The 22,206-nt window shown below is 65.9% G+C and carries 15 protein-coding genes; 4 read left to right on the top strand and 11 right to left on the bottom strand.

All coding sequences use genetic code 11. The features are described 5' to 3' along the window. The first annotated feature begins 50 nt into the window (after positions 1-50). Together BW994_RS08500 and BW994_RS08495 are read left to right on the top strand one after the other, a co-directional pair. Entirely contained in the window at positions 51-1,562 is a 1,512-nt protein-coding gene (locus BW994_RS08500) for a leucyl aminopeptidase (RefSeq protein ID WP_029311041.1), read from the top strand. 191 nt (positions 1,563-1,753) lie between these two features. Beyond that, entirely contained in the window at positions 1,754-2,824 is a 1,071-nt protein-coding gene (locus tag BW994_RS08495) for a glycosyltransferase family 61 protein (RefSeq protein WP_245594061.1), read from the top strand. Here BW994_RS08495 and BW994_RS08490 read toward each other — a convergent pair. The 6 genes from BW994_RS08490 to BW994_RS08465 form a co-directional block, all read right to left on the bottom strand. Next, positions 2,815-3,336 carry a TIGR00645 family protein gene (locus BW994_RS08490; RefSeq protein ID WP_029311039.1) on the bottom strand — a complete coding sequence of 174 codons (522 nt, stop codon included), beginning with the start codon at positions 3,334-3,336 and terminating at the stop codon, positions 2,815-2,817. The two genes, BW994_RS08495 and BW994_RS08490, sit on opposite strands and share 10 nt — an antisense overlap. After that, positions 3,323-5,398, bottom strand: a complete 2,076-nt coding sequence (locus BW994_RS08485; protein ID WP_029311038.1) for an FUSC family protein — start codon at positions 5,396-5,398, stop codon at positions 3,323-3,325. The genes BW994_RS08490 and BW994_RS08485 overlap by 14 nt, the downstream gene beginning before the upstream one ends. Then, positions 5,385-7,628, bottom strand: a complete 2,244-nt coding sequence (gene parC / locus BW994_RS08480) for a DNA topoisomerase IV subunit A (protein WP_029311037.1) — start codon at positions 7,626-7,628, stop codon at positions 5,385-5,387. Before parC ends, BW994_RS08485 begins: the two co-directional genes overlap by 14 nt. Then, a complete protein-coding gene (gene recO, locus BW994_RS08475; RefSeq protein WP_029311036.1) occupies positions 7,618-8,361 on the bottom strand; it encodes a DNA repair protein RecO in 744 nt (247 codons plus the stop codon). The genes parC and recO overlap by 11 nt, the downstream gene beginning before the upstream one ends. A 61-nt stretch (positions 8,362-8,422) precedes the next feature. Beyond that, the gene (locus BW994_RS08470) at positions 8,423-9,634 is read right to left on the bottom strand and encodes a hypothetical protein (protein ID WP_029311035.1); all 1,212 of its coding nucleotides are present in this window, start codon (positions 9,632-9,634) and stop codon (positions 8,423-8,425) included. Next, positions 9,631-10,785 (bottom strand): amidohydrolase, encoded by a 1,155-nt coding sequence (locus BW994_RS08465; protein ID WP_029311034.1) that lies wholly within the window; start codon positions 10,783-10,785, stop codon positions 9,631-9,633. The genes BW994_RS08470 and BW994_RS08465 overlap by 4 nt, the downstream gene beginning before the upstream one ends. 311 nt (positions 10,786-11,096) lie before the next feature. Between BW994_RS08465 and BW994_RS08460 the strand changes: the two genes are divergently transcribed. After that, a complete protein-coding gene (locus BW994_RS08460; RefSeq protein WP_029311033.1) occupies positions 11,097-11,726 on the top strand; it encodes a carbonic anhydrase in 630 nt (209 codons plus the stop codon). Positions 11,727-11,761: 35 nt separating this feature from the next. Continuing rightward, a complete protein-coding gene (gene panB, locus BW994_RS08455) occupies positions 11,762-12,580 on the top strand; it encodes a 3-methyl-2-oxobutanoate hydroxymethyltransferase (RefSeq protein ID WP_051657205.1) in 819 nt (272 codons plus the stop codon). A 3-nt stretch (positions 12,581-12,583) separates the two neighbouring features. Here panB and BW994_RS19175 read toward each other — a convergent pair whose 3' ends face one another. The 5 genes from BW994_RS19175 to BW994_RS08430 form a co-directional block, all read right to left on the bottom strand. Then, a complete protein-coding gene (locus tag BW994_RS19175; protein WP_139334042.1) occupies positions 12,584-12,763 on the bottom strand; it encodes a hypothetical protein in 180 nt (59 codons plus the stop codon). 182 nt (positions 12,764-12,945) lie between these two features. Further along, positions 12,946-13,560 carry a 30S ribosomal protein S4 gene (gene rpsD / locus BW994_RS08445; RefSeq protein WP_029311030.1) on the bottom strand — a complete coding sequence of 205 codons (615 nt, stop codon included), beginning with the start codon at positions 13,558-13,560 and terminating at the stop codon, positions 12,946-12,948. A gap of 222 nt (positions 13,561-13,782) precedes the next feature. After that, a complete protein-coding gene (locus tag BW994_RS08440; RefSeq protein ID WP_029311029.1) occupies positions 13,783-14,175 on the bottom strand; it encodes a DUF4345 domain-containing protein in 393 nt (130 codons plus the stop codon). 200 nt (positions 14,176-14,375) lie between these two features. After that, entirely contained in the window at positions 14,376-18,962 is a 4,587-nt protein-coding gene (locus BW994_RS08435; protein WP_051657204.1) for a Hint domain-containing protein, read from the bottom strand. A gap of 163 nt (positions 18,963-19,125) precedes the next feature. Continuing rightward, positions 19,126-21,918 carry an Rne/Rng family ribonuclease gene (locus BW994_RS08430; RefSeq protein WP_029311027.1) on the bottom strand — a complete coding sequence of 931 codons (2,793 nt, stop codon included), beginning with the start codon at positions 21,916-21,918 and terminating at the stop codon, positions 19,126-19,128. Between the last annotated feature and the right edge of the window lie 288 nt (positions 21,919-22,206).

Here is a 22,206-nt window from a genome sequence, read left to right as displayed (position 1 = left end):
GGCATGATGGCAGCCGATCCGAAATGACAAGCAGGGATGAAACGCACAGCATGATCGATATTACATTCGGCCGCATGGACCTCCCGAAATCCGGTGCGCTGGCACTGCTGCTCGGGGAAGACGAAGCCCATACCGGCCTCGCCGCCGCGCTCGATGCCGCCCTCGCCGGCGGCTTCAACCGCGCCCTCGCCGCCGCCGCCTTCAAAGGCAAGCGCGGCCAATCCGCCGTGCTCCTCGCACCCGGCGCCGGGCTCGACCGCGTCGTTGCCATCGGCATCGGTAAATCCGATGAACTCACTGCGCACCAAGCCGAAGCCGCCGGCGCCAGTGCCGTTGCCGCGCTCATGAAACACGAAACCGCCGCCATCGCTGGCGATGGCCTCGCCGCCCCCATGCTCGCCCACGCCGCCCTCGGCGCCCGCCTGCGTACCTACCGGTTCGATAAATACCGCACCACGCTGAAAGACGAACAAAAGCCCAAACTGGCCGATCTCACCGTCCTGTCCGACGATTCCGCCGCCGCCCGCACCGCCTACGCGCCGCTTGCCGCCCTCGCCGCTGGCGTCGAACTCACGCGCGACCTGGTTTCCGAACCCGCCAACATCCTCACCCCCGAGGAAATGGCCGACCGCGCCAAATCGCTCAAATCCCTCGGCGTCAAAGTCGAAATCTTCGACCGGCGCGATATGGAAAAACTCGGCTTCGGCGCCTTGCTCGGCGTCGCCATGGGCAGCGCCTGCGAACCTCGCATGGTCGTCATGCAATGGCTCGGCGCGTCCGAACCCGAACCCACCGGCAAATCCGGCAAAAAAACCAAACCCACCCCGAAAGAGCCGGTCGTCTTCGTCGGCAAAGGCGTCACCTTCGATACCGGCGGCATCTCCATCAAACCCGCCGCCGGCATGGAAGACATGAAATGGGACATGGCGGGCGCCGGCACCGTCATCGGCCTGATGGCCGCCCTGGCCGGCCGTAAAGCCCGCGTCGATGCCGTCGGCCTCGTCGGGCTGGTCGAAAACATGCCCTCCGGCACCGCCCAACGCCCGGGCGATATCGTCAAATCCGCCTCCGGCCAGACCATCGAAGTCCTCAACACCGACGCCGAAGGCCGCCTCGTCCTGGCCGATGTGCTCTGGTACGCCCAGAACCGCTTCAAACCGCGCTTCATGGTCGACCTCGCTACCCTCACCGGCGCCATCATCGTCGCCCTGGGCCACGAAAACGCCGGACTGTTCGCCAATAACGACGATCTTGCCAACCACCTGATCGAAGCCGGCACATACACCGGCGAGACCGTCTGGCGCATGCCCCTTGCCGATGCCTACGACAAACAAATCAACTGCGACATCGCGGACATGAAAAACCTCGGCAACGGCCGCGCCGGCGGCGCCATCACCGCCGCCCAGTTCCTGCAGCGCTTCGTCAATAAAATCCCCTGGGCCCATCTCGATATCGCCGGCATGGCCTGGGCCAGCAAAGACGGCGCCGTCGCCCCGAAAGGCGCCACCGGCTACGGCGTCCGCCTGCTCGACCGCCTCGTCGCCGCCCATTACGAACAGTAACCCCGAAGAACTGGGGTGAGTGCTGGCAGAAGGAAGGCCAGGGGCTCTGCCCCTGGACCCCGCCAAAGGCAGAGCCTTTGGAATCCATTAGCTTTAAGAATGGGGAGGGCGTCCCGGCGATCGCCGCCCCCGATCCCGCGGCCGTCCTCCCCATTCCTAAAGATAGCGGGTTCTAAGGGCTCCGGCATTACATGCTCGTAGCGTCCGGCGTCGGTCGGGTGCGCCTGGCGGCGGCGCGGGCACCGGCGGCTATGCCGGCCGTGGCGATCGGAGATGCGGCGTTCATCTCGGATTATTACCGGCGTTATCATAGCGAGTGTCCGGCGCCGGCGCCGTTCGACCTCGCGATGCTCGGACCGATGCCGGTTACCTTGGGCGGGCCGGGCCTGATCTGGTCGGGTAATCGGCTGCTCGATGATAATACGATGATGCCGATTTATGTGCGTCCGGAGCTAGACCGTCCGGGTTCGACGATGCTGCCGGCGGCACTGGCGTTGCCGGCGCGGCGTGAACGGCGGCTCGGGCTGGTGTTTCATGGCTGGGGGGTGCAGGTCTACGGCCATTTCCTGATCGAGATGCTGCCGAAGCTGTTACTGGCCCAGCGGTTTCCCGCCTTGTTCGGCGCGGCGTTGCCGGTGCTGGACCGACAGATGTCCGGCTGGCTGATCGAAATTCTGGAGCGCCACTGCGGCATCGATCCGGCCCGCGCGATCTGGTTCGATTCCGCGCATGAGCGGCTCGACCTCGATCAGGCGCTGCTCCTGCCTTTGCTGACGCGGGCGGAAGGGTATCACCCGCTGGTATCGCCGTTGATCGATGCTTTCGCGTCCGGCGTTGGCCAGCAGCCGGCGGAACCTGCGCCGCGTCTGTTCGTCGCCCGCGGCGATTTCGCCAACCCGGCGGCACCGCGTCGGCGACTCGCGAACGAGGTGGCACTCGCCGATATCGCCGAAGCGCGGTTCGGCTTTCGCATCGTCCGGCCGGAGCGCCTGTCCTTTGCCGAGCAGGTCGGGCTGTTCGCGCAGGCAAACATCATTCTCGGCCAGGCCGGTTCGGGCATGCACAATGCGCTGTTCGCCCCGCGCGGGGCCATCTCCGGCATGATCCGCTTTCCCGCGCCGGACCAATCCGCCATCGCCGCGCTACGCGGCCAGGGGATCGCCTATCTGACCGAGGGGATCAGCGAGATCGAGCCGCACGTCTTCCAGGCCGACCCCGACCTGTTCACCCGTTTCGTGGAGCGCCTGATCGCCTATCCATGACCGGCGACCCGATCGGTCAGCGCCAGCAGCAACCCGGTAATGACGAAGGCGAGCATCAGCCCGCCCTGATACATCACCACCCGATCCGGCTCGGTCCGGACTTCCAGAAACACCCGCAGCACATGCACGGCGGCGATCGCGGTGATCGATCCCATCAGTTTGAGTTTCAGGCCGGAGAAATCGATATTGCCCATCCACTCCGGTCGCCGATCGCCTTCGGCGAGCGTAATCCGTGCCACGAAATTCTCATACCCGGTCAAAATCACAAGCACGACCAGATTGGCCGTAAGTGACAGGTCGATCAGCGATAGCGTCGTCATGATCACATGGGTTTCATCCATGGTTGGCAGTTGCGGTACGGCGTGCACCATCTCGATGATGAACCGCACGACCAGCAGGGCGAGCAGCACGACCATCGCCAGATACAGCGGTGCCAGCAGCCATCGCCCGCCGAACAGCAGCGCCTCGATGATCGATACGACACGCGAGGGTTTCGCCTCATTCCCGCTCATCGGACACCTCCGGTTTGATCGCCTCGAACACCAGTTCCGCCTGCCGCGCCAGCCGGCGCAAACTCTCGGCCGATGCCGGCCGCTGCACCGCCTGCGGCGTCGGCGGCGTTGGCCCGCGCGCGGGGTCTAGCGCGGCGTCCAACCAATCGCGCCAGCGCTGCCACAATGCCGCCTCGCCGGCATCCGGCAGCGGATCGAGATTGAGCACCGCCAGCCGCCCGGCGGTCCGCCGAAGCGCCGCATCGACCACCAGCGCCGAGCGCAGCAGCGGATCATGCCCCCGGTGCGGCTCCATCAGCGCGCGCGAGACCGAGGCTTCCAGATTATTGCTGGCCAGCCCCGCCTGCCGCCGCGCCGCCTCCGGCAGTGCCCCGCCATCGACCAGATAAGCAAAACTCGCCGCCAGATAATCCCGATGCGCCGCAATTGCCGCATCCCGCGCCGCGCCAAGCCGGTTTCCTTCGAAACTCGGCCACAAGACGAGGTTGGCCGCCACCGCGAGCACACCACCAGCGAGGGTGAAGCCCACCCGCGACAAGGCAATGGTCCATTGGTTCGTCCCCGGCGAAATCTGTTCAATCAGCAGCACGATCATCGGCGTCAGCACCGCGGTGTAGGCACTGAAATTCACCCCCCGGATCGCAAACGCCACCAGCGCGAGCGGGATCATCGCCAAAGCCAGTTCCAGCCTGGTATGACAGACCAGCCCGATCAGCGCGGCCAGCACGCCGCCTGCGGCCGTTCCGCCCACGCGTTCCAGCGCGCGCACCCAGGTCGCCGAAAAATGTGGCTGCAACACGAAAATCACGGTAATCGCCAGCCAGTGCCCGAACGGGTTGCCTAGCCATTGCACGAACCCGAGTACCGGCGTGGTTACCATCGCGGTCCGCAGCGCGTGGCGCAGCGGCACCGATTCCAGCGTCCAATTGGCGCGGATCGGCCCGAAGATCATCCCCCGCCAGTCGATCGCCGCGCCATCCGCCACCGGCGAGGGTCCCGGCGCGTTCGATACCGTCACGATCACCGAAAGCCGATCCGCCACCGCATCGAGCAACCGGCGGATCGGTGCCTCCTCGCCGATTGCACCAATATCATCGCGGAACCGCCGCAGCGCCTCACGAATCGGGGGGGTATCCAGCGACCGATCCGCCTCGATCGCCGGTGCCAGCGCCGCCAGCAACGGCGCCAGATCACGCAGCGCCTGGCGCGATGCCGGCGCGCCGCCAGGGTCGGCCGCCATCGCCTCCCCCACCGCAATCATCGCGCCGAACATCTGATCGAACGTTGCCAGCCGCAGCGCGATCGCATTCGCCCGCTGGCTCGCCGCGCCACGCCGCCTGATCGTCGCAAGCGTCACTCCCCGCGCCCGTTCGATCGCCTCACGTACCGCCCGTCGATGACCGCGCGCGTGCAGATCGAACCCATCCTCGTCCGGCTTGGGTTCATTGGCCAGATCCACCAGATCCCGCGCCAGCGCCGAGAGCGCCAGCGCCAGATCCGCCAGCGCCATCCGCGCCGGATGAAACGGACGGATCCGCCACAACGCCAACGTCAGCAGCGCCGCACCCGCCGCACCGGCCCAGAACGCCAAGCCCGGCGGCACCGCCGCCATGACCGACCGGATCGGTGCATCGAGCGACAACACGGTCGCGACCGACACCAGATTGCCGGTCTGCATACCGCTCTGCCCATAAATCCGGGCAAAACTGCACACAAAAATCGTAACCCCAGCCGCCAGGATCGCGAGCGCCGGGCTGCGCGCCAGGATCAGCCCGAATATCGAAAAACACAGTGCACCCAGCACGCCGAACACCAGCATCGGCGGCAGCCGCGCCCGCACCGGGCCGCCCGGATCGGCAAAACAGGCGAGCAGCGCGCCCAGCGCCGCCAACCCCAGTTGCGGCAGCCCGAGCAGCGAACCAACCGCCATGGTGCCAGCCACCGCAATCGCCGCGCGCACCCCTTCGAGCAGCGAAATCGCCCGAAAATTCAGCGCAAGCCCACCCAGACCCGGCAGACCCGCCCGGTCGGCCGACGCAATCGCAGCGCTAGCCTGCCCCATCGCCCGGCACGCTCGCGCCGAACACGCCCGTGCGCGGAAAGCCGCTCGGCGGCAACCGCCCGGCCTGGCCGCGCGCGCCGAGCCACTCGGCGAGCCGGGTCTCAGTGCGGGTCTTGTCACCCAACCGCCAGGTCAACCCCTCGGCCAACGTGAAACTCTTGGCATCCGCCAGCCCGCCATCCTTGTATTTCTGCAAAATCACCCCGGCGCCGCGGGCCATTTCGGGAATTTGGTCCAGCGGAAACACCAGCAGTTTTCGGTTCTCACCGATCACCGCCAGATGATCCCCGCCGACCGGCAAACAGAATTTCGCCTCTTCGCCGGGCTTGACCGTCAAAATCTGCTTGCCGGTGCGCTTCTCGGCGACTAGTTCGCTTCCCGCAACGATAAACCCGCGCCCCTGATCGTTCGCAACCAGGTAGCGCGCCGCAGCATCGGCCACGAACAGGTTCGCAACCTCGTCCTCGTTGCCCATTTCGATCAGCAGGCGAATCGCCTGGCCATCGCCCCGCCCGCGCGGCAAATCCGCCGCCCGCACGGTATAAACCCGTCCGTTGGTGGCAAACACCGCAATCCGATCCACGCTCGAACAACGCAGCAGCGTCTTGAGCCGATCGCCCTCCTTGAACTTCAACTCCGCATCGGCCACAGCATGGCCCTTCAGCGCCCGCACCCAGCCCTTGTCGGACAAAATCACGGTCAGTGGCTCGCGCTCGATGAACGCCTCCGCCGTAACCTCGATCACGTTCGGTGCCCCGCCGATGCTGGTCCGCCGCGCCCCGAGCGGCCCGGCGCCGAATTTCTGTCGCGTCGCCTCGATCTCCGCCTCGATCCGCGCCCAGCGCTTCGCCGGATCATCGAGCATCGCGTTGAGCGCCTTCTGCTCGGCACTCAGCGTCTTGTGCTCGCGGCGCAGTTCCATCTCCTCGAGCTTGCGCAGGCTGCGGAGCCGCATGTTCAACACCGCCTCGGCCTGCACATCGGTCAGCGAAAACGCCGCGATGAGCGCAGGCTTGGGCTCATCCTCGGTGCGGATAATCCGGATCACCTCGTCCAGATTGAGAAACGCCGTGATATAGCCTTCCAGAATCTCCAGCCGCCGCGCAATCGCCGCCAGCCGGTGGCGCGAGCGGCGCTGCAGCACGATATGCCGATGATCGAGCCAGGCCTGCAGCATCTCCGCCAGGTTCATCACCCGCGGCGTGCGGTCCGCATCCAGCACGTTCATGTTCATCGAAAACCGCGTCTCCAGCGCGGTTGCGCGAAACACGCTCGCCATCAGCATATCAGGATCGACGGTGCGCGATTTCGGCTCCAGCACGATCCGCACATGCTCGGTGCTTTCATCACGAATATCGCCCAGCAGCGGCAGTTTCTTCTCGGCCAGCAATTCCGCCACCTGCTCGATCAGGCGCGATTTCTGAACCTGATACGGAATCTCGGTCACCACGATCTGCCACATCCCACCCTTCAGGTCGGATCGGCTCCACCGCGCCCTCACCCGCAGCGAGCCGCGCCCGGTCTCATACGCCAGCCGCAGCGTCTCTCGGTCCTCGACCAGTTCACCCCCGGTCGGAAAATCCGGCCCGCGCACGAAATCGAGCAGCTTTGCCGTCTCAGTCCCCGGATTGCGGATCAAATGGATCGCGGCCTCGCACAACTCCCCGGCATTATGCGGCGGAATCGAGGTCGCCATTCCCACCGCAATCCCCGCCGCGCCATTGGCAAGCAGGTTCGGAAACGCGCCCGGCAGCACGATCGGCTCGGAATCCTCATTGTCATAGGTCGGCCGGAAATCGACCGTGTCCTCATCGATGCCGTCGAGCAGCGCGGCGGCGATTTCGGTCATCCGGCTTTCGGTATAACGCATCGCCGCCGCGTTATCGCCGTCGATATTGCCGAAATTGCCCTGGCCCTCGATCAGCGGATAGCGCGAGGCGAAATCCTGCGCCAACCGCACCAGCGCCTCGTAGATCGACATATCGCCATGCGGATGGAACTTCCCCATCACATCGCCCACCACGCGGGCGCATTTCTTGAAGCCCGAACCAGGGTCAAGCTTGAGTTGCCGCATCGCGAAAATCAGCCGCCGATGCACCGGCTTCAGCCCGTCGCGCACATCCGGCAATGAGCGCGACATAATGGTCGAGAGCGCATAGGCCAGATACCGCTCCGACAGCGCCGTCGCCAGTGGCGTGTCCTGGATGGTTCCGGTCAGGTCATCCGGCATGTGTCTCTCCGTTTATCCGTCGTGTCACGAGGTCATAGAGGGCGACCCGCGCCGAGGGAAGCGGCGCATGCCGCGCGCCGAACGCATCGCGCGCCAAAAAATGCCCGGTCAGCGCCAGCCCGTCGCGGCACGCCGGCAGATCGGCCGCATCATCGCCCACCAGAAACCCCGGCAGCCGCAACAGCCGCTCCGCCCACACCCCCGCCGCCGCACGCGAAACCGCCCGCCCGGTGCGCGGCGAAACATAGGCCAGATCCTCGCGCACCCCGCTCACCGCACATGCCGTAAAATCAAGCCCATAGCCCAGCTCCCTGAGGAGTTCGACCTCGAACCGCACCAAAGCCGGCAGGGCCGCGCCGGCAATGCCGATCCCCGCCATCAACCGCGCGAGCCCCAGAAACGCGGCCGGATGCGCCGCACGCTCCGGCAATGCCCCCGCCGCCACCGCACAGGCCGCGCGCAGCACCGCCAAAGCCATCGCATCGTTCATCGCCAGCGCCGCTGCGGGATGCACCAACTCCCCGGTCAGCGTACCGAGTTGCTCCGGCAGGCGCGCCACCCACCGCGCCGCGATCAGATTGCCCTCCTGCCAGACCGGCGCACCCCTGCGTGAGGCACCGCCGCGCGCCAGCCCATGCCACGCGCCGTTCGCCTCGGTCAGCACGATCGCGCGCTGATCGCCCTCCCCATACGGCGCCAGGCTCAGGATGATTGCGGGGTCTGACCATTCCATACGGGATAGAATCTAAAGGTTAAGGAAGGGTTCTTTTTTGTATAAAAGAACCAAAAAACTTTCATTCGTAAAAGACCGGGTCGAGGAATTCTGCCCAGGCATGGCCGTTGCTGCCGCCGTCAGCCATTTCGGTCGCAAACTCGATTGCAGCCTCGCCGAAAAACAGCGGAACATCGAACCGCCACAACCGTGATTCCGCCGCACCCAGCACAATCTCCGCCTGATGGACCACCCGTCCGCGCTCCGCCGCCCGGATCACCACGCGAAACCGCACCGGATTCGCCGCTACGTGATTGAGCCGCACCCGCACCTCGAACGCCGTCCGTCCCATCACAAAATGCTGCACAATCAATCGTGCAGCCGCCATTCCCGGTGCATTCGGATGCAACCGGAACCCGGTATCGCCGATCGGAAAATACGCCCATGGCGCATCCATCACATCAACCCGCCGGCAAACCGCGACCGCACCACCGACATCGAACACGAAATCCCGCCGCACCGGCCCGCCCGGCCCCGCGCCCGCGTGCCGGACATACAAATCCCACTCGCTCGATGACTCCCGCGCATGAGTCCCAGCCAGCGCCTCACCTAGATCCGGCCCCGGCCGCCGCACCGCGACGACCCGCGCCCGCGCCACCGCCTTCCCCATCTGAGCCAGATCGGGGCACGAAACCGGATCGACCACGAGCAGATCGACCCCATCCCAGCCAAGCTGCTGGATCAGCGCGGCCAACGTCATCCCCCCGATCGGCCCATCCACCGATGGCAGCAGCACCATCCGCCCGGTCTCCGCCGCGCGGCCCAGTCCGAAGCGCGTCACCGTCTCGGCAATCGCCGCCCGCACTCCGATAATTTGTCGCCATGCCAGTGTATTCAGCGCATGCAGCCGCGCCTCGGCCGGAATCGGCTCGACGCTCGCAATCGTCGCCTCGGCAAACGCCACCGCCAGCGCCACCGTCCGATACCCCGCCCCCGCGCCGATCTCGATGATCCGGCGCGGCACGAACGGCAACACGAGCGCTCCGGCGGTATCGCGCATCGCACCAATCAGATCACCCACATCCGCCGTGCCGGCCCGTACCCATAACGGCCCCGAAACCCCCGGCCAGGTCACCGTCACCAACCCGACCCGATCGCGGCATGCCGCCTCGACCACCGCCACAGGATCATCCGCCAGCACCGCATCGGCCGGTGCCGCAATACCCGCCATCGTCCGCGCCATCGCCTGCCGCTCAGCCGTCGCAATCGGCGCCGACCACGCCGCCGCACTCATCCGCCGAGCGCCGCCTTGGCCGTCGCCGCCAAATATCGCGCGGCAACCGGCAGGATCGCGTCGTTGAAATTATAGAACTGGTTGTGCAGAAACGCACCCTCCGCCGCCGGCCCATTGCCGATCCACGCATAGGCACCGGGAATTTCCCGCAAAAACCAGCCAAAATCCTCACTCGCCATGGTCGGCGGCAAATCCTTGCGCACCGGCAGCCCGATCCCGGCCGCCGCCGCCCGCGCCAGTTCAGCCTCGTCCTGGTGATTGATCGTCGCCGCCACGGTCCGCTCGAACACCACCTCGGCCCGGCATCCCAGCGCCGCCGCGGTATGGGTCGCCACGTCACGAATCCGCCCGGCAACCAGATCGAACACCTCCGGGATCAACGCGCGAAACGTCCCGCGCAACGTCACCACATCGGGAATCTGATTCTCCGCCTCCGCCCCCTGCATCACGCAGATCGAAACCACCGCAGCCTCCAGCGGATTGACACTGCGCGACACGACCGACTGCAGCGCCACAATCACATGCCCCGCCGCCAGCACCGGGTCGGCGGTCAGATGCGGCATCGCCGCATGCCCGGCATGGCCATGGATGGTAATACCCAACCGCTCGCCTTGCGCCATCATCGGCCCATCGGGGATCATCACGGTCCCGGCTTCCAGCCCCGGCCAGTTGTGATAACCAAAGATCCGCTCCATCGGAAACCGGCTCAGCATACCATCCGCCAGCATCGCCCGCGCGCCGCCATACCCTTCCTCGGCCGGCTGAAACACGAAATGCACCGTGCCGGACCAGTCAGGATCATCCCGCAACATCATCGCCGCACCCAGCAGCGACGCGGTATGACCGTCATGGCCGCACGCATGCATCACGCCCGGCGTCCGCGAGGCATAGGGCAATCCGGTCGCCTCGATGATCGGCAGCGCATCCATATCCGCCCGCAATCCCACGCTGCGGTTGCCACCCCGCCGGATCGTCGCAACCACGCCATGCCCGCCGATGCCGGATTCGAACCGGATGCCAAGCTCGGTCAGCGTCTCACACACAAAAGCCGCAGTCTTCGCCTCGTGCAGCGACAGTTCAGGATTCTGATGCAAATGATGCCGCCAGGCGGTCATTTTCGGGGCAAGGGAGTCAGCGATTGAATCGGGCATTCACACACCTATCGTTAATCATCGATGATAAGCGCCGCATCGGGCCGACGGCAAGGGCGGATTGTGCCGTGGAAATGAACAGCGAAAGGGAAGGGTAGCGCTTCTTTTTTGTAAAAAAGAAGCAAAAAACTTTCCGCCCCTGGGGCACGGGCATTTAAACCGGCACGGGTTCAAACGAACAAAGTTTTTTTTGCTTCTTTTTTGTTCACAAAAAAGAAGACTCTCCTTGCCTCCCTCTCCTACTCCCACGCCGAGTTTGCCGCAGTGCAACAGCATTGCTACCATGTCTCGATCGAACCGGAGGAAAAATCATGGACGAATTGATCGCAGGCTATCAGCGGTTCCGCACCTCGCAATGGCCGCAGCAACGCGAAGCGCTCGAAGCCCTGGCGCGCAACGGTCAGCAGCCGCACACAATGGCCATCGGCTGCTGCGATTCCCGCGTGCCGCTCGAAATGATCTTCAATTCCCGGCCCGGCGACATGTTCGTCGTCCGGAACATCGCTAATCTCGTCCCGCCCTACGCGCCGGACATGGCAAACCACGGCACCTCCGCAGCACTCGAATTCGCGGTCCGCGTCTTGAAGGTCCAGCGCATCGCCGTCATCGGCCATAGCTCCTGCGGCGGCATCCATGCGCTGATGAACGATCCACCCCCCGAAGCGCGCGATTTCGTCGCCAACTGGGTCCGCATCGCCCAGCCCGCCCGCCAGCGCGCCATGCTGCTCGCCGACGACCCGATCCATGCGCAACGCCGCGCCGAGATCGAAAGCGTGCGCGTCTCGCTCGAAAACCTCATGAGCTTTCCATGGATCGCCGCCGCCTGCGCCGCCGGCACCCTCAAACTGCTCGGGTTTTATTTCGACGTCGCGAACGGCACCCTCCGCCAGATCACCGCAGATGCCGAAACGATCATCGCGGAACCCGCGCCGGTGGGCTAAGCTTCCGCCAAAGCCGACACGAGGAACCCAAACCCATGGACAGTATCCCGCCCCGCGCCGAACCGGCGCCGGACCGCAAATCGCTCACCAGTTGGGATCGCGCGAAGCGCAGTCAAACCAAACGCGTCCTGATCACCGCCTACGATCACCCCTTCGCCAAACTCGCCGAACAGGCCGGCATCGATGGCATCCTGATCGGCGATTCCCTGGGCATGACCATCCAGGGCGGGCGCGATACGCTGCGCGTCAGCCTCGAGCACATGCTCTACCACACCGAAATAGTCGCCCGCGCCGCACAAGCCTGCCTCATCATGGCCGACCTGCCGTTCGGCAGCTTCGAAGCCAGCCCCGCCCAGGCCTTCGCCAGCGCCGCCCTGCTGGTCAAGGCCGGGGCGGACATCATCAAGCTCGAAGGCGGTGCACCGATGGTCGAAACCGTGGCGTTCCTCTCGGCCCGCGCCATCCCGGTCTGCGCCCATATCGGCCTCACGCCCCAACATGTCCGCCAACTCGGTGGGTTCAAAAAACAGGGCAAAACCGCCGACGCCGCGGCGCTCCTGCTGGCCGATGCCCAGGCTCTGGCCGAAGCCGGCGCGCGCATGGTGCTGATGGAAGCGATCCCCGCCCCGCTTGCCACCGAAATCACCAAAACGCTCACAGTCCCCACCATCGGCATCGGTGCCGGTCCCGGCACCGATGCGCAAATCCTGGTCCTGCACGACGTGCTCGGCCTGTCAGGCGGCTACGTGCCCGGCTTCGCCCGCACCTATCTCGATGGCGCGAGCCTGATGCGTGACGCCATCGGCCGCTACGCCGATGAAGTCCGCACCCAGGCGTTTCCGCCGCCCGGCTGAGCCCTACTGGCTCGCCGGCGGGGGATTCGGCGCGGACGAACCCGGCGGCACCACGATATAGGTCTTCGAAGGCGGCGAACCGCCCCCAAGCACAATGCATCCCGAAAGTGCGCTGGCCATCACAAACCCCGCGGCCAGCATCATCATGGCGCGCAGCGGTCTCGCGATCATCGAATGTGTCATGCTTGATCTCCCTGAAACAAAATCTCCGTCGACCGAACCATTCTGCCGGATCAAACGCACCAAACAATGCCCAATCGGCGAAATGAGCCGAATTTAACGACAAGCCAAACCGCACCGGGCACAAAAAAACCGGCCCCGCGCACAAGCGCGAAGCCGGTTTTCAACCAACAGATAATGTCAGATCAACGCGAGTAGAATTCGACCACCAGATTCGGTTCCATCTGCACCGGATAGGGCACATCGGCCAGCTTCGGCGCACGGGTAAACCGCCCCTTCATCGCGCGATGATCGACTTCCATATATTCCGGCACATCGCGCTCGGCACTCTGCGTCGCATCGAGCACCACGGCGAGCTGCTTCGACTTCTCGCGCACTTCGATCGTGTCGTCATCGCGCACCTGGTACGAAGCGATGTTCACCCGCTTGCCGTTGACCAGCACATGGCCATGGCTGACGAACTGGCGCGCCGCAAACGGCGTGATCGCGAATTTCATGCGATAGATCACCGCATCCAGCCTGCGTTCCAGCAATTCGATCAGATTCTCCGAGGTGTCGCCACGGCGGCGCACCGCCTCCTCATAATATTTATAGAACTGCTTCTCGCCGATATTGCCGTAATAGCCACGCAGTTTCTGCTTGGCCATCAGCTGCACGCCGAAATCCGACGGCTTCTTGCGCCGCTGGCCATGCTGGCCGGGACCGTAGTCGCGCTTGTTGATCGGTGATTTCGCGCGGCCCCACAGGTTCACCCCGAGGCGGCGGTTAATCTTGTATTTACTTTCGGTACGCTTGGTCATGCGCGCCGTACTCCTTCGTTATCGGGCGAAATTTCGCCTCATGTTGCACCGGTAGGTTCCGCCTCGCCCGCAAGCGCGACAAAACGGGCGCACACCGACCGCCACCGAAATGGGGGATGCGTCCACGTTCCCAGCAATGCGCCGGTGGTTAAGCAAACCGCGCCCCAATGTCAAATTTCACCCGCCCCACCCGCGTCAATCGCGGCGGATCACGGCGCGAAATCACCCCGAAACCGCAATCCGCGACTGCCACCAGCACAGAAACGGCGTCACGATCAGTTCCATGACCAGCCCGAAAAACATCGAAGGCCCCGGAATCCCATGCAGAAAAATCCCGGCCAACCGCGCCAGCCCGCCGATCGCCACAATCAGCGTCAACAGCCGCACCCGCCCGGTGTGGCGCTCGATATGCGGAATACTGGCATAGAAAACCAGCCCGATCGCGAGCAACAACCCCGAAAGATACACATACATGCTGGTCAGATCAGGCAGCGATTGCGGATCACCCGCAAAATTGGTGCCCAGCAAAATCCCGCCCAACCCCGCCCCCACCGGCACGATCCCCGCAACGGCAATGGCAATCTGCAAATTCCGGCGCGTCAGCTCTGATGTCATCGCTCCCAGATACGCTTTCGCCGGCGCGAAACAAGCGTGCGGCACCATCGCCATCGGACACCGGCAAGGTAAGGTAAGGTAAGGTAAGGTAAGATCTTCTTTTTTGTGAACAAAAAAGAAGCAAAAAAAACTTTGTTAATTTGAGACCGTGCCGGTGAAAACGCCCGTGCACCAGGGTCGGAAAGTTTTTTGCTTCTTTTTTACAAAAAAGAAGTCTTCCCCTTCCCTGCCAACCCGCCCTCCAGAAACGCCGGATCACGCTCCCACCGCGGCACACTGCCGACCAGATCGATGCTGATCCGCCGGGCCGGGCGCGGCAGATGCACCATCGCCCGCCCGGTGCTCCACAACCCCCGATCCCCCGGCGCCAGCGCATGCCAGCCCGCACCGTGCCATACCGCAACCCGCCGCCCATCCGCCCGCAGCACCCCGGCGCAAATCCCCAACCGCCGCCGATCCTCCGAAGCCGGATCGGTCTCGGCCGCCATCCCGCTCCGGCAATCCAGCGCCAGATGCCATGCAGCGACCGGCAGATCAAACATCAGCCGCCCGCCATGCCGCCGCGCCCCCACCGGCGCCGCCACCCCATCGATCCGCGCCGCCGCAACCGCCCCATGCACCACCCGATACCCCAGCGCGCCCGCCCGGCGATGCAGATCCGCCCGCACCTCCCGCAGCGATGCCCCGCCCACCACAAGCGGCGCGCACGCATCAACGGGCACACCCGGCGTGCCACACTGCGCCAGAAACCGGTCCCGATTGCCATTATCCCGATAGGTCTCGGCCTCCAGCCCTTCGGCCAGCACGACCGCGTGCCGATCGAGCTCGACGTGATAATAGGTCACCGCAAACCCGCGCTCATCGCGCGTGATGGTCGCGCCATTGACCAGCAGAACCGCCGGCACCAGCACGCCGTGCACGAAAATCGCGTGCAGCGGTGAGATCGCCAGCGCCCGCCGCGGCCGCCCCGGCCCGAACGCGCCCGGCGCGATCACCACCGGGCGCAGCGCCGCCGCCGCCGGATCACGCGCCAGATCGATCGTCCGCCACCCGATCCACCCGATCGCTTGCGCCCCGCCATCCCGCGTCACCACCAGGTCCCCCGGGCGCAGCGTCTCCACCGGCCGATACCCCGTCCCGGTCAAAATCCTGCTACCGCGCACGAAACACGGCATCGCCCCCCCCGCGCTGATATAGCTGCCGCCATGCCCATCCGCCGCCACCGCCGCCGCCGGTGCCCCACTCGCCGCCGTTAGCGCGAACTCGGTCTGCGTGCCCACATGCACCAACCCGCCCGTCACACTGACCAGCGACGGCGCGATCCCGATCAGATCGATCACATCGCCGCTCGCGAAATTCCCCACCGCATCCTGCATCGCCGCGACATCGTTCACCACCAGCGCCGCGTCGCTTCCCGCGAAGCTGCCGCCCGCAAAACTCAGCGTGCCGCCGCTCGCGCCACCCACCAGGTCAAGCGCCGCCCCCGCCGCAATGGTGGCGCCGCCGACCAGCGCGCCGCCGAGCGTCAGGCTGCCGCCGACCGCCTCGATCACCCCGCCCGCATCGATCGTGATCAGATCGACCCCCGCAACCGCCGCGCCGATCGCCCCGCTCCCGCTCAGCGTCGCCCCGCTCGCAAGGGTCAAGCTGCCCACCGCCAGTGTCGCCGCCGCCATATCGAGCACCGCACCCCCAGCCAGGCTGAATGCACCGCTCACCACCGCCTTACCGCCCGCAATCGTCGCCGCCCCCGCCTGCCCGATCGCGCCCACGCTCAGGCTACCAGCCAGATCGAGCACGCCGGACGCACCGATGACCAGCGTCCCGGGCGACAAATTGGCAACCGCCGCCGCGCCGACCGCCAGCGACCCCCCATTGATATCAAGCCCGAAATTGGCGACCAGTTCGCTCTGACCGGCCAGGCTGACCAACCCGCTGCCCAGCGTCACCGCCGCCGCACTGACCGTCGCGCCCCCATCGAGCGCCAGCGTGCCCGCCACAATATCCAGCGCCCCGAGCGCCAGCGTCGCCGCCCCGCCCGCGCGGATCAACCCGCTGGCCAGCGCACCAGCCCCGCCCAGCGTAGTGGCGGCAAACCCGGCATTGCCGGTCACATCGAGCGTCGCTGCCGCACCACCACCCAAATCCAGCGCCTGTGCCAGCAGCAGATTGCCGGTGATATCCAGCACACTGCCCGTCGCCGCCGCCACGCCGCCCACCACGATGGTATCCGACGGCGCATACACCGTCCCGGCAATCCCCAGCGTGCCCGCGCCACCCACATCGCCGATCACCGCCGAAGCACCCAGCGTTACCACCGCATCGGCATCGAAGAGCGCGAAGCCGCCACCGCTAATCTCGAGCGCAACCCCCGCCGAGCCCGCAAGGTCGAGCGCACCGGCAAAATCATACGCCCCGCCGATCGACAATTCGCTCGCCGCCCCAACCCCACCGACCAGCAACGGCGCGCCCTGATGGCTGGAAAACGCCGCGACATCCCCCACCGCCGGCGCAGCACCACCGTTCCAGGCGCTGCCCGAATCGAACAACGCACCGCTCGCGCCCGCAAACCCCAGCGTCGCCGCCGCTCCGATATCAATGGCGATCGCGGCCGAAAGCCCGGCCAGCCCCGCCGAACCGCTGAAGTTCAACACATCGCCGGTACCGCTCCCCGGCGCGGTATAGTTCAGCGCCGCCATATCGGTGTTCAACGCCAGCGCGCTCGTCGCACTCAGCGTGAGTGCGCTCCCCGTCGTGCCACCATCGCCGATCAGCCCATGGCTCGCCGTAATCGTCAGCACCAACCCAGCCGACCCATCGCTCGGCACCAGCACGCCCAGCCCCTCGATCGGCGTGGCCACCCCATTGACCGCATCGATCACCGCAAGGCTCGCGGCCGTATCGTTCAAATCCAGCACCGCACTGGCCGCACGCAGCCCGATCACCGCATTCCCCGCCGCATCGGTCTCGATCACCGGCGTCAGCCCGGCGGCCAGGCTGGCATGGAGCGTCACGATCACGCTCTGCGTCGCATTGCCGATCACCGACCCCTCGACCTCGAAGGAATTGGTCGTCACGTTGAACACCGAGGCCGGTGACAGGGTCGAGAGCACAATCCGCTCGCCCGGCAGAAATCCCAGAATGGTGCCGGAAAAACTCTCCGGATTATCGATCACCAGCACGCCGCCCTGCTCGCCCAGCGTGCTCGCATAACCGGTCGCATCCTGCCCCGCCGAAGCGCCGGGCGCGAAACTGATCGTCGCATCGCCGCCCACCGTCACCGGCGTCGCATTGAACACGCCATACAATGGCGCAACCGCCCCGAATTCGAGCGACGCTCCGGGATCGATCACGAAATGCACGCCACCGCCAACGCTGCCGGCCAGCACCTCGAACGCCGTCGGACCGCTCGCAACAATCGTCCCCGGCCCGGCAATATTGTCCGAAAAACTGAAATTGCCGGTAATCAGCGTACCCGCCCCGGCAATCGTCGCCCCGGCTGCCAGTGAAATCGCGGTCAACCCAACCGATGGCGCCGCGCTATCCGCCTGCAAACTGCCCGCAAAATCGATGAACCCGCCCGATCCCATGCCGATCGGCCCATCCAGCAGCACGCCGCCCGGCAGCAAGGCCGCCCCATCCACCGCCATGCCGCCCAACACCGCCGTGCCGAAATCGATCAACGCACCCGCCGACCCGACCGACACGGCACCCGCCGCCAGACTCCCCGCCGCACCGATCGCGATGGTCGCCGCATCGAGCACCAGGCTCCCCGCAACCGAAACCGCGGCAACCCCCAGCACCAGCGTGCTCCCGCTCGCAAGCGTCGCCGCCGCCAGGCCGATCTGCGCCTCGACATCGACAACCGCGCCCTGCGCCACGCTCAGGCTGGCGGCCACGCCAAAGCCCAGCACCGTCGCGGTGCCGCCGATCGTCACATCCGTCCCCAGCCCCGGCGTCGCATCGCCGGACCACGCCGCCGCCGTCTGCCACCCGATCGATTGCCCCGCCCAACTCTCGGCGGTCGCCCCGATCGTGCCGGTGGTCGTATAGCTCAGACTGCCGGAGGTATCGGTCAGCGCCAACGGCCCGCTGGTCTGGCTCGCGATATAGCGCAACGACCCGCCCGACCCGGCATCGAGCCTGACCGCCGCCAGCGCCGCATCCAGGCTCGCGAACTCGGTGCTCGTGGCCGAAAGCGTCAACGCCCCGGTCGCGTCCCCGGCAATCCCGATCCCCGGCGCCACGCCAGGGTCGAGCAACAGCACGCCGGACGAGGCCAGCAGCGTAACGCTCAACCCCTCCGATGCCGCGCCGAGCAAACCCAGCGCCACAGCCGGATCATCGGCCAACGTCAGCCCCAGCGACGCGCCAACCCCCGCCACCAGCGCAAGGCTCGCGGCCGGCGCAACAAACGCCGGCGCGCGATCCGGCAGCGTCTCCAGCCCGACGACCGTGCTCGCGCTCGCAGTGCCATCGCTCGCGGTCATCGCCAGCGTCGCCGCCCCCGCCGCCGTGCCGGTCAGTATCAGGCTGGCCAACGCCGCATTAACCGCGGCCAACCCCCCGCTCAACGTCAGCGCCCCGCCGGAATCGATCACGGTCGCCCCGCCCGCGCTGCTGGCCGAAAGACTGACGCTGCTGCTCAGCGTCACGCTGATCGACGCAGCCGCATTGCTATCGCTCACCGCAAGCCCGCCCGGCGGCAACAGATCGAGGCTGGCAAGCGTCGTCCCCTCGATCAGATCGATCGCCGCCGGCCCAATGATCTGCAAGGTCGAACTCATGGTGACTCCTGACGCCTCTCGGAATCAACCGTAATGTTCAACTTCCAGTTGTTCAAGCCGAGCGACACAACTACCTATGCTTTCCTCGCAAGCCACGAACGAAAAACCCCGGCCGAGAGACCCGGCCGGGGTTTTCCACATCGTCACATCAGCGAAATACGGGTCAGCCGCGCTTCCACCAGCCCCGCTTCGGTGCCGCCTGCGGCTCGACCGCATCGACCATCATCGGTTTCACCGCAGCCGCCTTGATGGGCTCGGGCTCCGGCTCGGGCTCATGAACCGGCTCAGGTGCCGGCATCGGCACCGGTTCCGGCTCACGCACCGGCGCCGGCGCCCGCTCCGGAATCGGCTCCGGCGTCGCCGCAATCAGCGATTCCTGCACGATCGCCTTGGCCGCGGCACGCGGCGCCCGCCGCGGCTTGACCACCCGTGCCTCGGCCTGCTCGGCCGCCTCGAAAATATCGGCGATATCGGTAAACACCGGCAACACCGGTGTCGGCGCCGCGGGCGCCTCGGCATCGCCAGCCGTCCGGCGCCGACGCGGCGGCCGACGCTTCGGCTTCTCGACCGTAGGTGTGGCAGCATCCGCGACCCCAGCCTCAGCCGCAACCGGCAGGTCCGCCGAACCCTCAACCGCGACCGCGACAACCGCAACCTCGGCCGGCGCTGCAACCACCGTCTCCGGCACCGCCTCGTCACGCACCGGTGCCGCAACCGCCTGATCCTCGCCGGCACTCACCGCAACGCCATCACCCTCGCCAACCGGCTCGGCCCGCGGCGATACCGGCTGACCCAGCCTTGCCGCAAATTCGTCGGGCAATTCCGGCATGTCCGGCTGCTCGGCACCCGGTGCCGGTGCCGCATCATCCCGCCGGCCACCCCGACGACGCCGACGCCGGCGACGCCGCCCACGCTCAGCCTCGTCCGCCGTCTTGGCATCACCACCCGCGCTGGCATTGCCCGCAACCGTCTCACCGACGCTCTCGTCATCGGCCTCGTCCGCCGCCTCATCCTCATCGTCACGCGCGCTCACCACCGGCTCGGCCTGGCGCGTCACCGGCGCCTCGATCGGCCGTGCCGTATGGCTGCGCAGCTTCTCGACCTTGAACTCCGCCGGCACCACACCGTCGGCGACAAACCGCACCACCATGTCGAACCGCGCTTCGGTCGCCGCCAGCTGCGCACGCTTGTGATTGAAAATATACAGCGCCACTTCCGGTGCCAGATGCACCGCAATCTCGGCCGCCTGCCGCGCCGCCTCATCCTCGATCGCGCGCAACACGGCCAGCGCCGTGCTCGCCGTACTTCTGATATGCCCGACACCCGCACAATGCGGGCACGGGATCAGCATGGTCTCGGAAATCGAAGGCCGCAGCCGCTGGCGGCTCATCTCCATCAGCCCGAAATGACTGATCGACCCCACCTGAATCCGCGCCCGGTCGTTCTTCAGCGCATCCTTGAGCTTGCGCTCGACCATCGCATTGTTGCGCCGCACTTCCATGTCGATGAAATCGATCACGATCAGCCCGGCCAGATCACGCAGCCGCAACTGCCGCGCCACTTCCTCGGCGGCCTCCATATTGGTGCGCAGCGCGGTATCCTCGATATTCCGCTCCCGCGTCGCCCGCCCCGAATTCACATCGATCGCCACCAACGCCTCGGTCTGGTTGATCACCAGATACCCGCCGGAACGCAGCTGCACGGTCGGCTGAAACATCTGGTCGAGCATCTGCTCCACCTGATATTTCGCATACAGCGGCTGGCGGTCGTTCCACTGCACCACCTTCTTCACCGCGGTCGGCATCAGCATCCGCATGAAGTCCCGCGCCGTCCGATAGCCTTCCTCGCCCTCGATCAGCAGCGTATCGACATCACGGGTATACACATCGCGGATCGTCCGCTTGATCAGCGTCGCCTCCTCGTACACCAGCGCCGGCGCGATCGAGGCAAGCGTCTTTTCCCGAATATCGTCCCACAACCGCAGCAGATATTCGCAATCGCGCTTGATCTCCGGCTTCGGCCGCGCCGCCCCGGCGGTCCGCACGATCATGCCCATGCCGTCGGGAATATCGAGCTCGGTCATCACCTCTTTCAGCCGGCGACGATCCGCCACCGAGGTAATCTTGCGCGACACCCCGCCCCCGTTCGGCGAATTCGGCATCAGCACCGAAAACCGCCCGGCCAGCGAAATATACGTGGTCAGCGCCGCACCCTTCGAGCCGCGCTCCTCCTTCACCACCTGGATCAGAATGATCTGGCGGCGATGGACCACCTCCTGAATCTTGTACGACCGCAACGCCCGCATCCGGCGCCGCTCGCGCGCCTCATCCGCACCGTCGTCACCGCCGCCAACCTGCTCGGGCGGCTCGGCCGGCGCCACCTCGCCATCCTCCGGCGGCGGCCCGTTGCTGGCAAGCTCCGCCTCGATCGCGGCGGCCGCACCCGAAACATGGTCCGGCTGGGCATGATCATCGATCCGATCAGCCTCGCCCTCACCCTCGGTCTGCTCCAGCGCGTCATCCGCGGTCGCCGCATCGATCATCGCCGGCGGCGCATCACCGATCGGGATCTCCGCAATCACCGCGGCCCGCCCGGCCTCCAGCGCCTGCGCGCGTGGCGCACCAGCCCGCGCATCCTCGGCATCCTCAGCCTCGCTGCGGCGGCGCGCCTCCTCGGCCTCCATCGCCAGCAGCTTCTGCCGATCAGCGACCGGGATCTGATAATAATCGGGGTGGATTTCGGCAAACGCCAAAAATCCGTGGCGATTGCCGCCATATTCGACAAAAGCGGCCTGCAGGCTCGGCTCGACCCGGATCACCTTGGCAAGATAGATATTGCCCTTGATCTGTTTCTTGTCGGCCGTCTCGATATCGAAATCATCGAGTCGGTTGTTATCCAGCACCACCACGCGGGTTTCTTCCGCGTGGCTGGCATCGATCAGCATCGTTTTGGTCATCGAAACATGAACTCCTGCGCGCCGGCGGCGGGACCATACGGTCGCCAGCGTGCAGGCGCGGGTGATTGGGTGTGAAGTAAAGAATGAAAACGTCAATCATGGCGAAGGGCCGGGGCGCTGGTCGCAACAAACACCCGTGAACAGGGCGTCGTTTGAGGAAAAGCGACAAAAAGCGCGTGCATCGGTCCTTATCTCGTGGGGCGGCGCCGGAATAATCAACGCAACCCTGGGTGGTTAAAACTATCCTGCTGCAAATACCGCCTGGATAGAATGGGAGGATCAAGGAGC

This window comes from Acidiphilium rubrum (assembly GCF_900156265.1).
Lineage (GTDB): Bacteria > Pseudomonadota > Alphaproteobacteria > Acetobacterales > Acetobacteraceae > Acidiphilium > Acidiphilium rubrum.
The sequence above is the reverse complement of the archived record's forward strand: the minus strand, read 5'-3'. Positions and strand labels throughout refer to the sequence as shown.

Excerpts from the sequence above, each read along its gene's own strand:
- BW994_RS08435 (WP_051657204.1), bottom strand. The coding sequence starts at position 18,962 with ATGAGTTCGACCTTGCAGATCATTGGGCCGGCGGCGATCGATCTGATC.
- BW994_RS08500 (WP_029311041.1), top strand. The coding sequence starts at position 51 with ATGATCGATATTACATTCGGCCGCATGGACCTCCCGAAATCCGGTGCG.
- BW994_RS08465 (WP_029311034.1), bottom strand. The coding sequence starts at position 10,785 with ATGCCCGATTCAATCGCTGACTCCCTTGCCCCGAAAATGACCGCCTGG.
- recO (WP_029311036.1), bottom strand. The coding sequence starts at position 8,361 with ATGGAATGGTCAGACCCCGCAATCATCCTGAGCCTGGCGCCGTATGGG.
- BW994_RS08430 (WP_029311027.1), bottom strand. The coding sequence starts at position 21,918 with ATGACCAAAACGATGCTGATCGATGCCAGCCACGCGGAAGAAACCCGC.
- rpsD (WP_029311030.1), bottom strand. The coding sequence starts at position 13,560 with ATGACCAAGCGTACCGAAAGTAAATACAAGATTAACCGCCGCCTCGGG.
- BW994_RS08440 (WP_029311029.1), bottom strand. The coding sequence starts at position 14,175 with ATGACATCAGAGCTGACGCGCCGGAATTTGCAGATTGCCATTGCCGTT.
- panB (WP_051657205.1), top strand. The coding sequence starts at position 11,762 with ATGGACAGTATCCCGCCCCGCGCCGAACCGGCGCCGGACCGCAAATCG.
- BW994_RS08470 (WP_029311035.1), bottom strand. The coding sequence starts at position 9,634 with ATGAGTGCGGCGGCGTGGTCGGCGCCGATTGCGACGGCTGAGCGGCAG.
- BW994_RS08495 (WP_245594061.1), top strand. The coding sequence starts at position 1,754 with ATGCTCGTAGCGTCCGGCGTCGGTCGGGTGCGCCTGGCGGCGGCGCGG.
- BW994_RS08490 (WP_029311039.1), bottom strand. The coding sequence starts at position 3,336 with ATGAGCGGGAATGAGGCGAAACCCTCGCGTGTCGTATCGATCATCGAG.
- BW994_RS08460 (WP_029311033.1), top strand. The coding sequence starts at position 11,097 with ATGGACGAATTGATCGCAGGCTATCAGCGGTTCCGCACCTCGCAATGG.
- BW994_RS08485 (WP_029311038.1), bottom strand. The coding sequence starts at position 5,398 with ATGGGGCAGGCTAGCGCTGCGATTGCGTCGGCCGACCGGGCGGGTCTG.
- parC (WP_029311037.1), bottom strand. The coding sequence starts at position 7,628 with ATGCCGGATGACCTGACCGGAACCATCCAGGACACGCCACTGGCGACG.
- BW994_RS19175 (WP_139334042.1), bottom strand. The coding sequence starts at position 12,763 with ATGACACATTCGATGATCGCGAGACCGCTGCGCGCCATGATGATGCTG.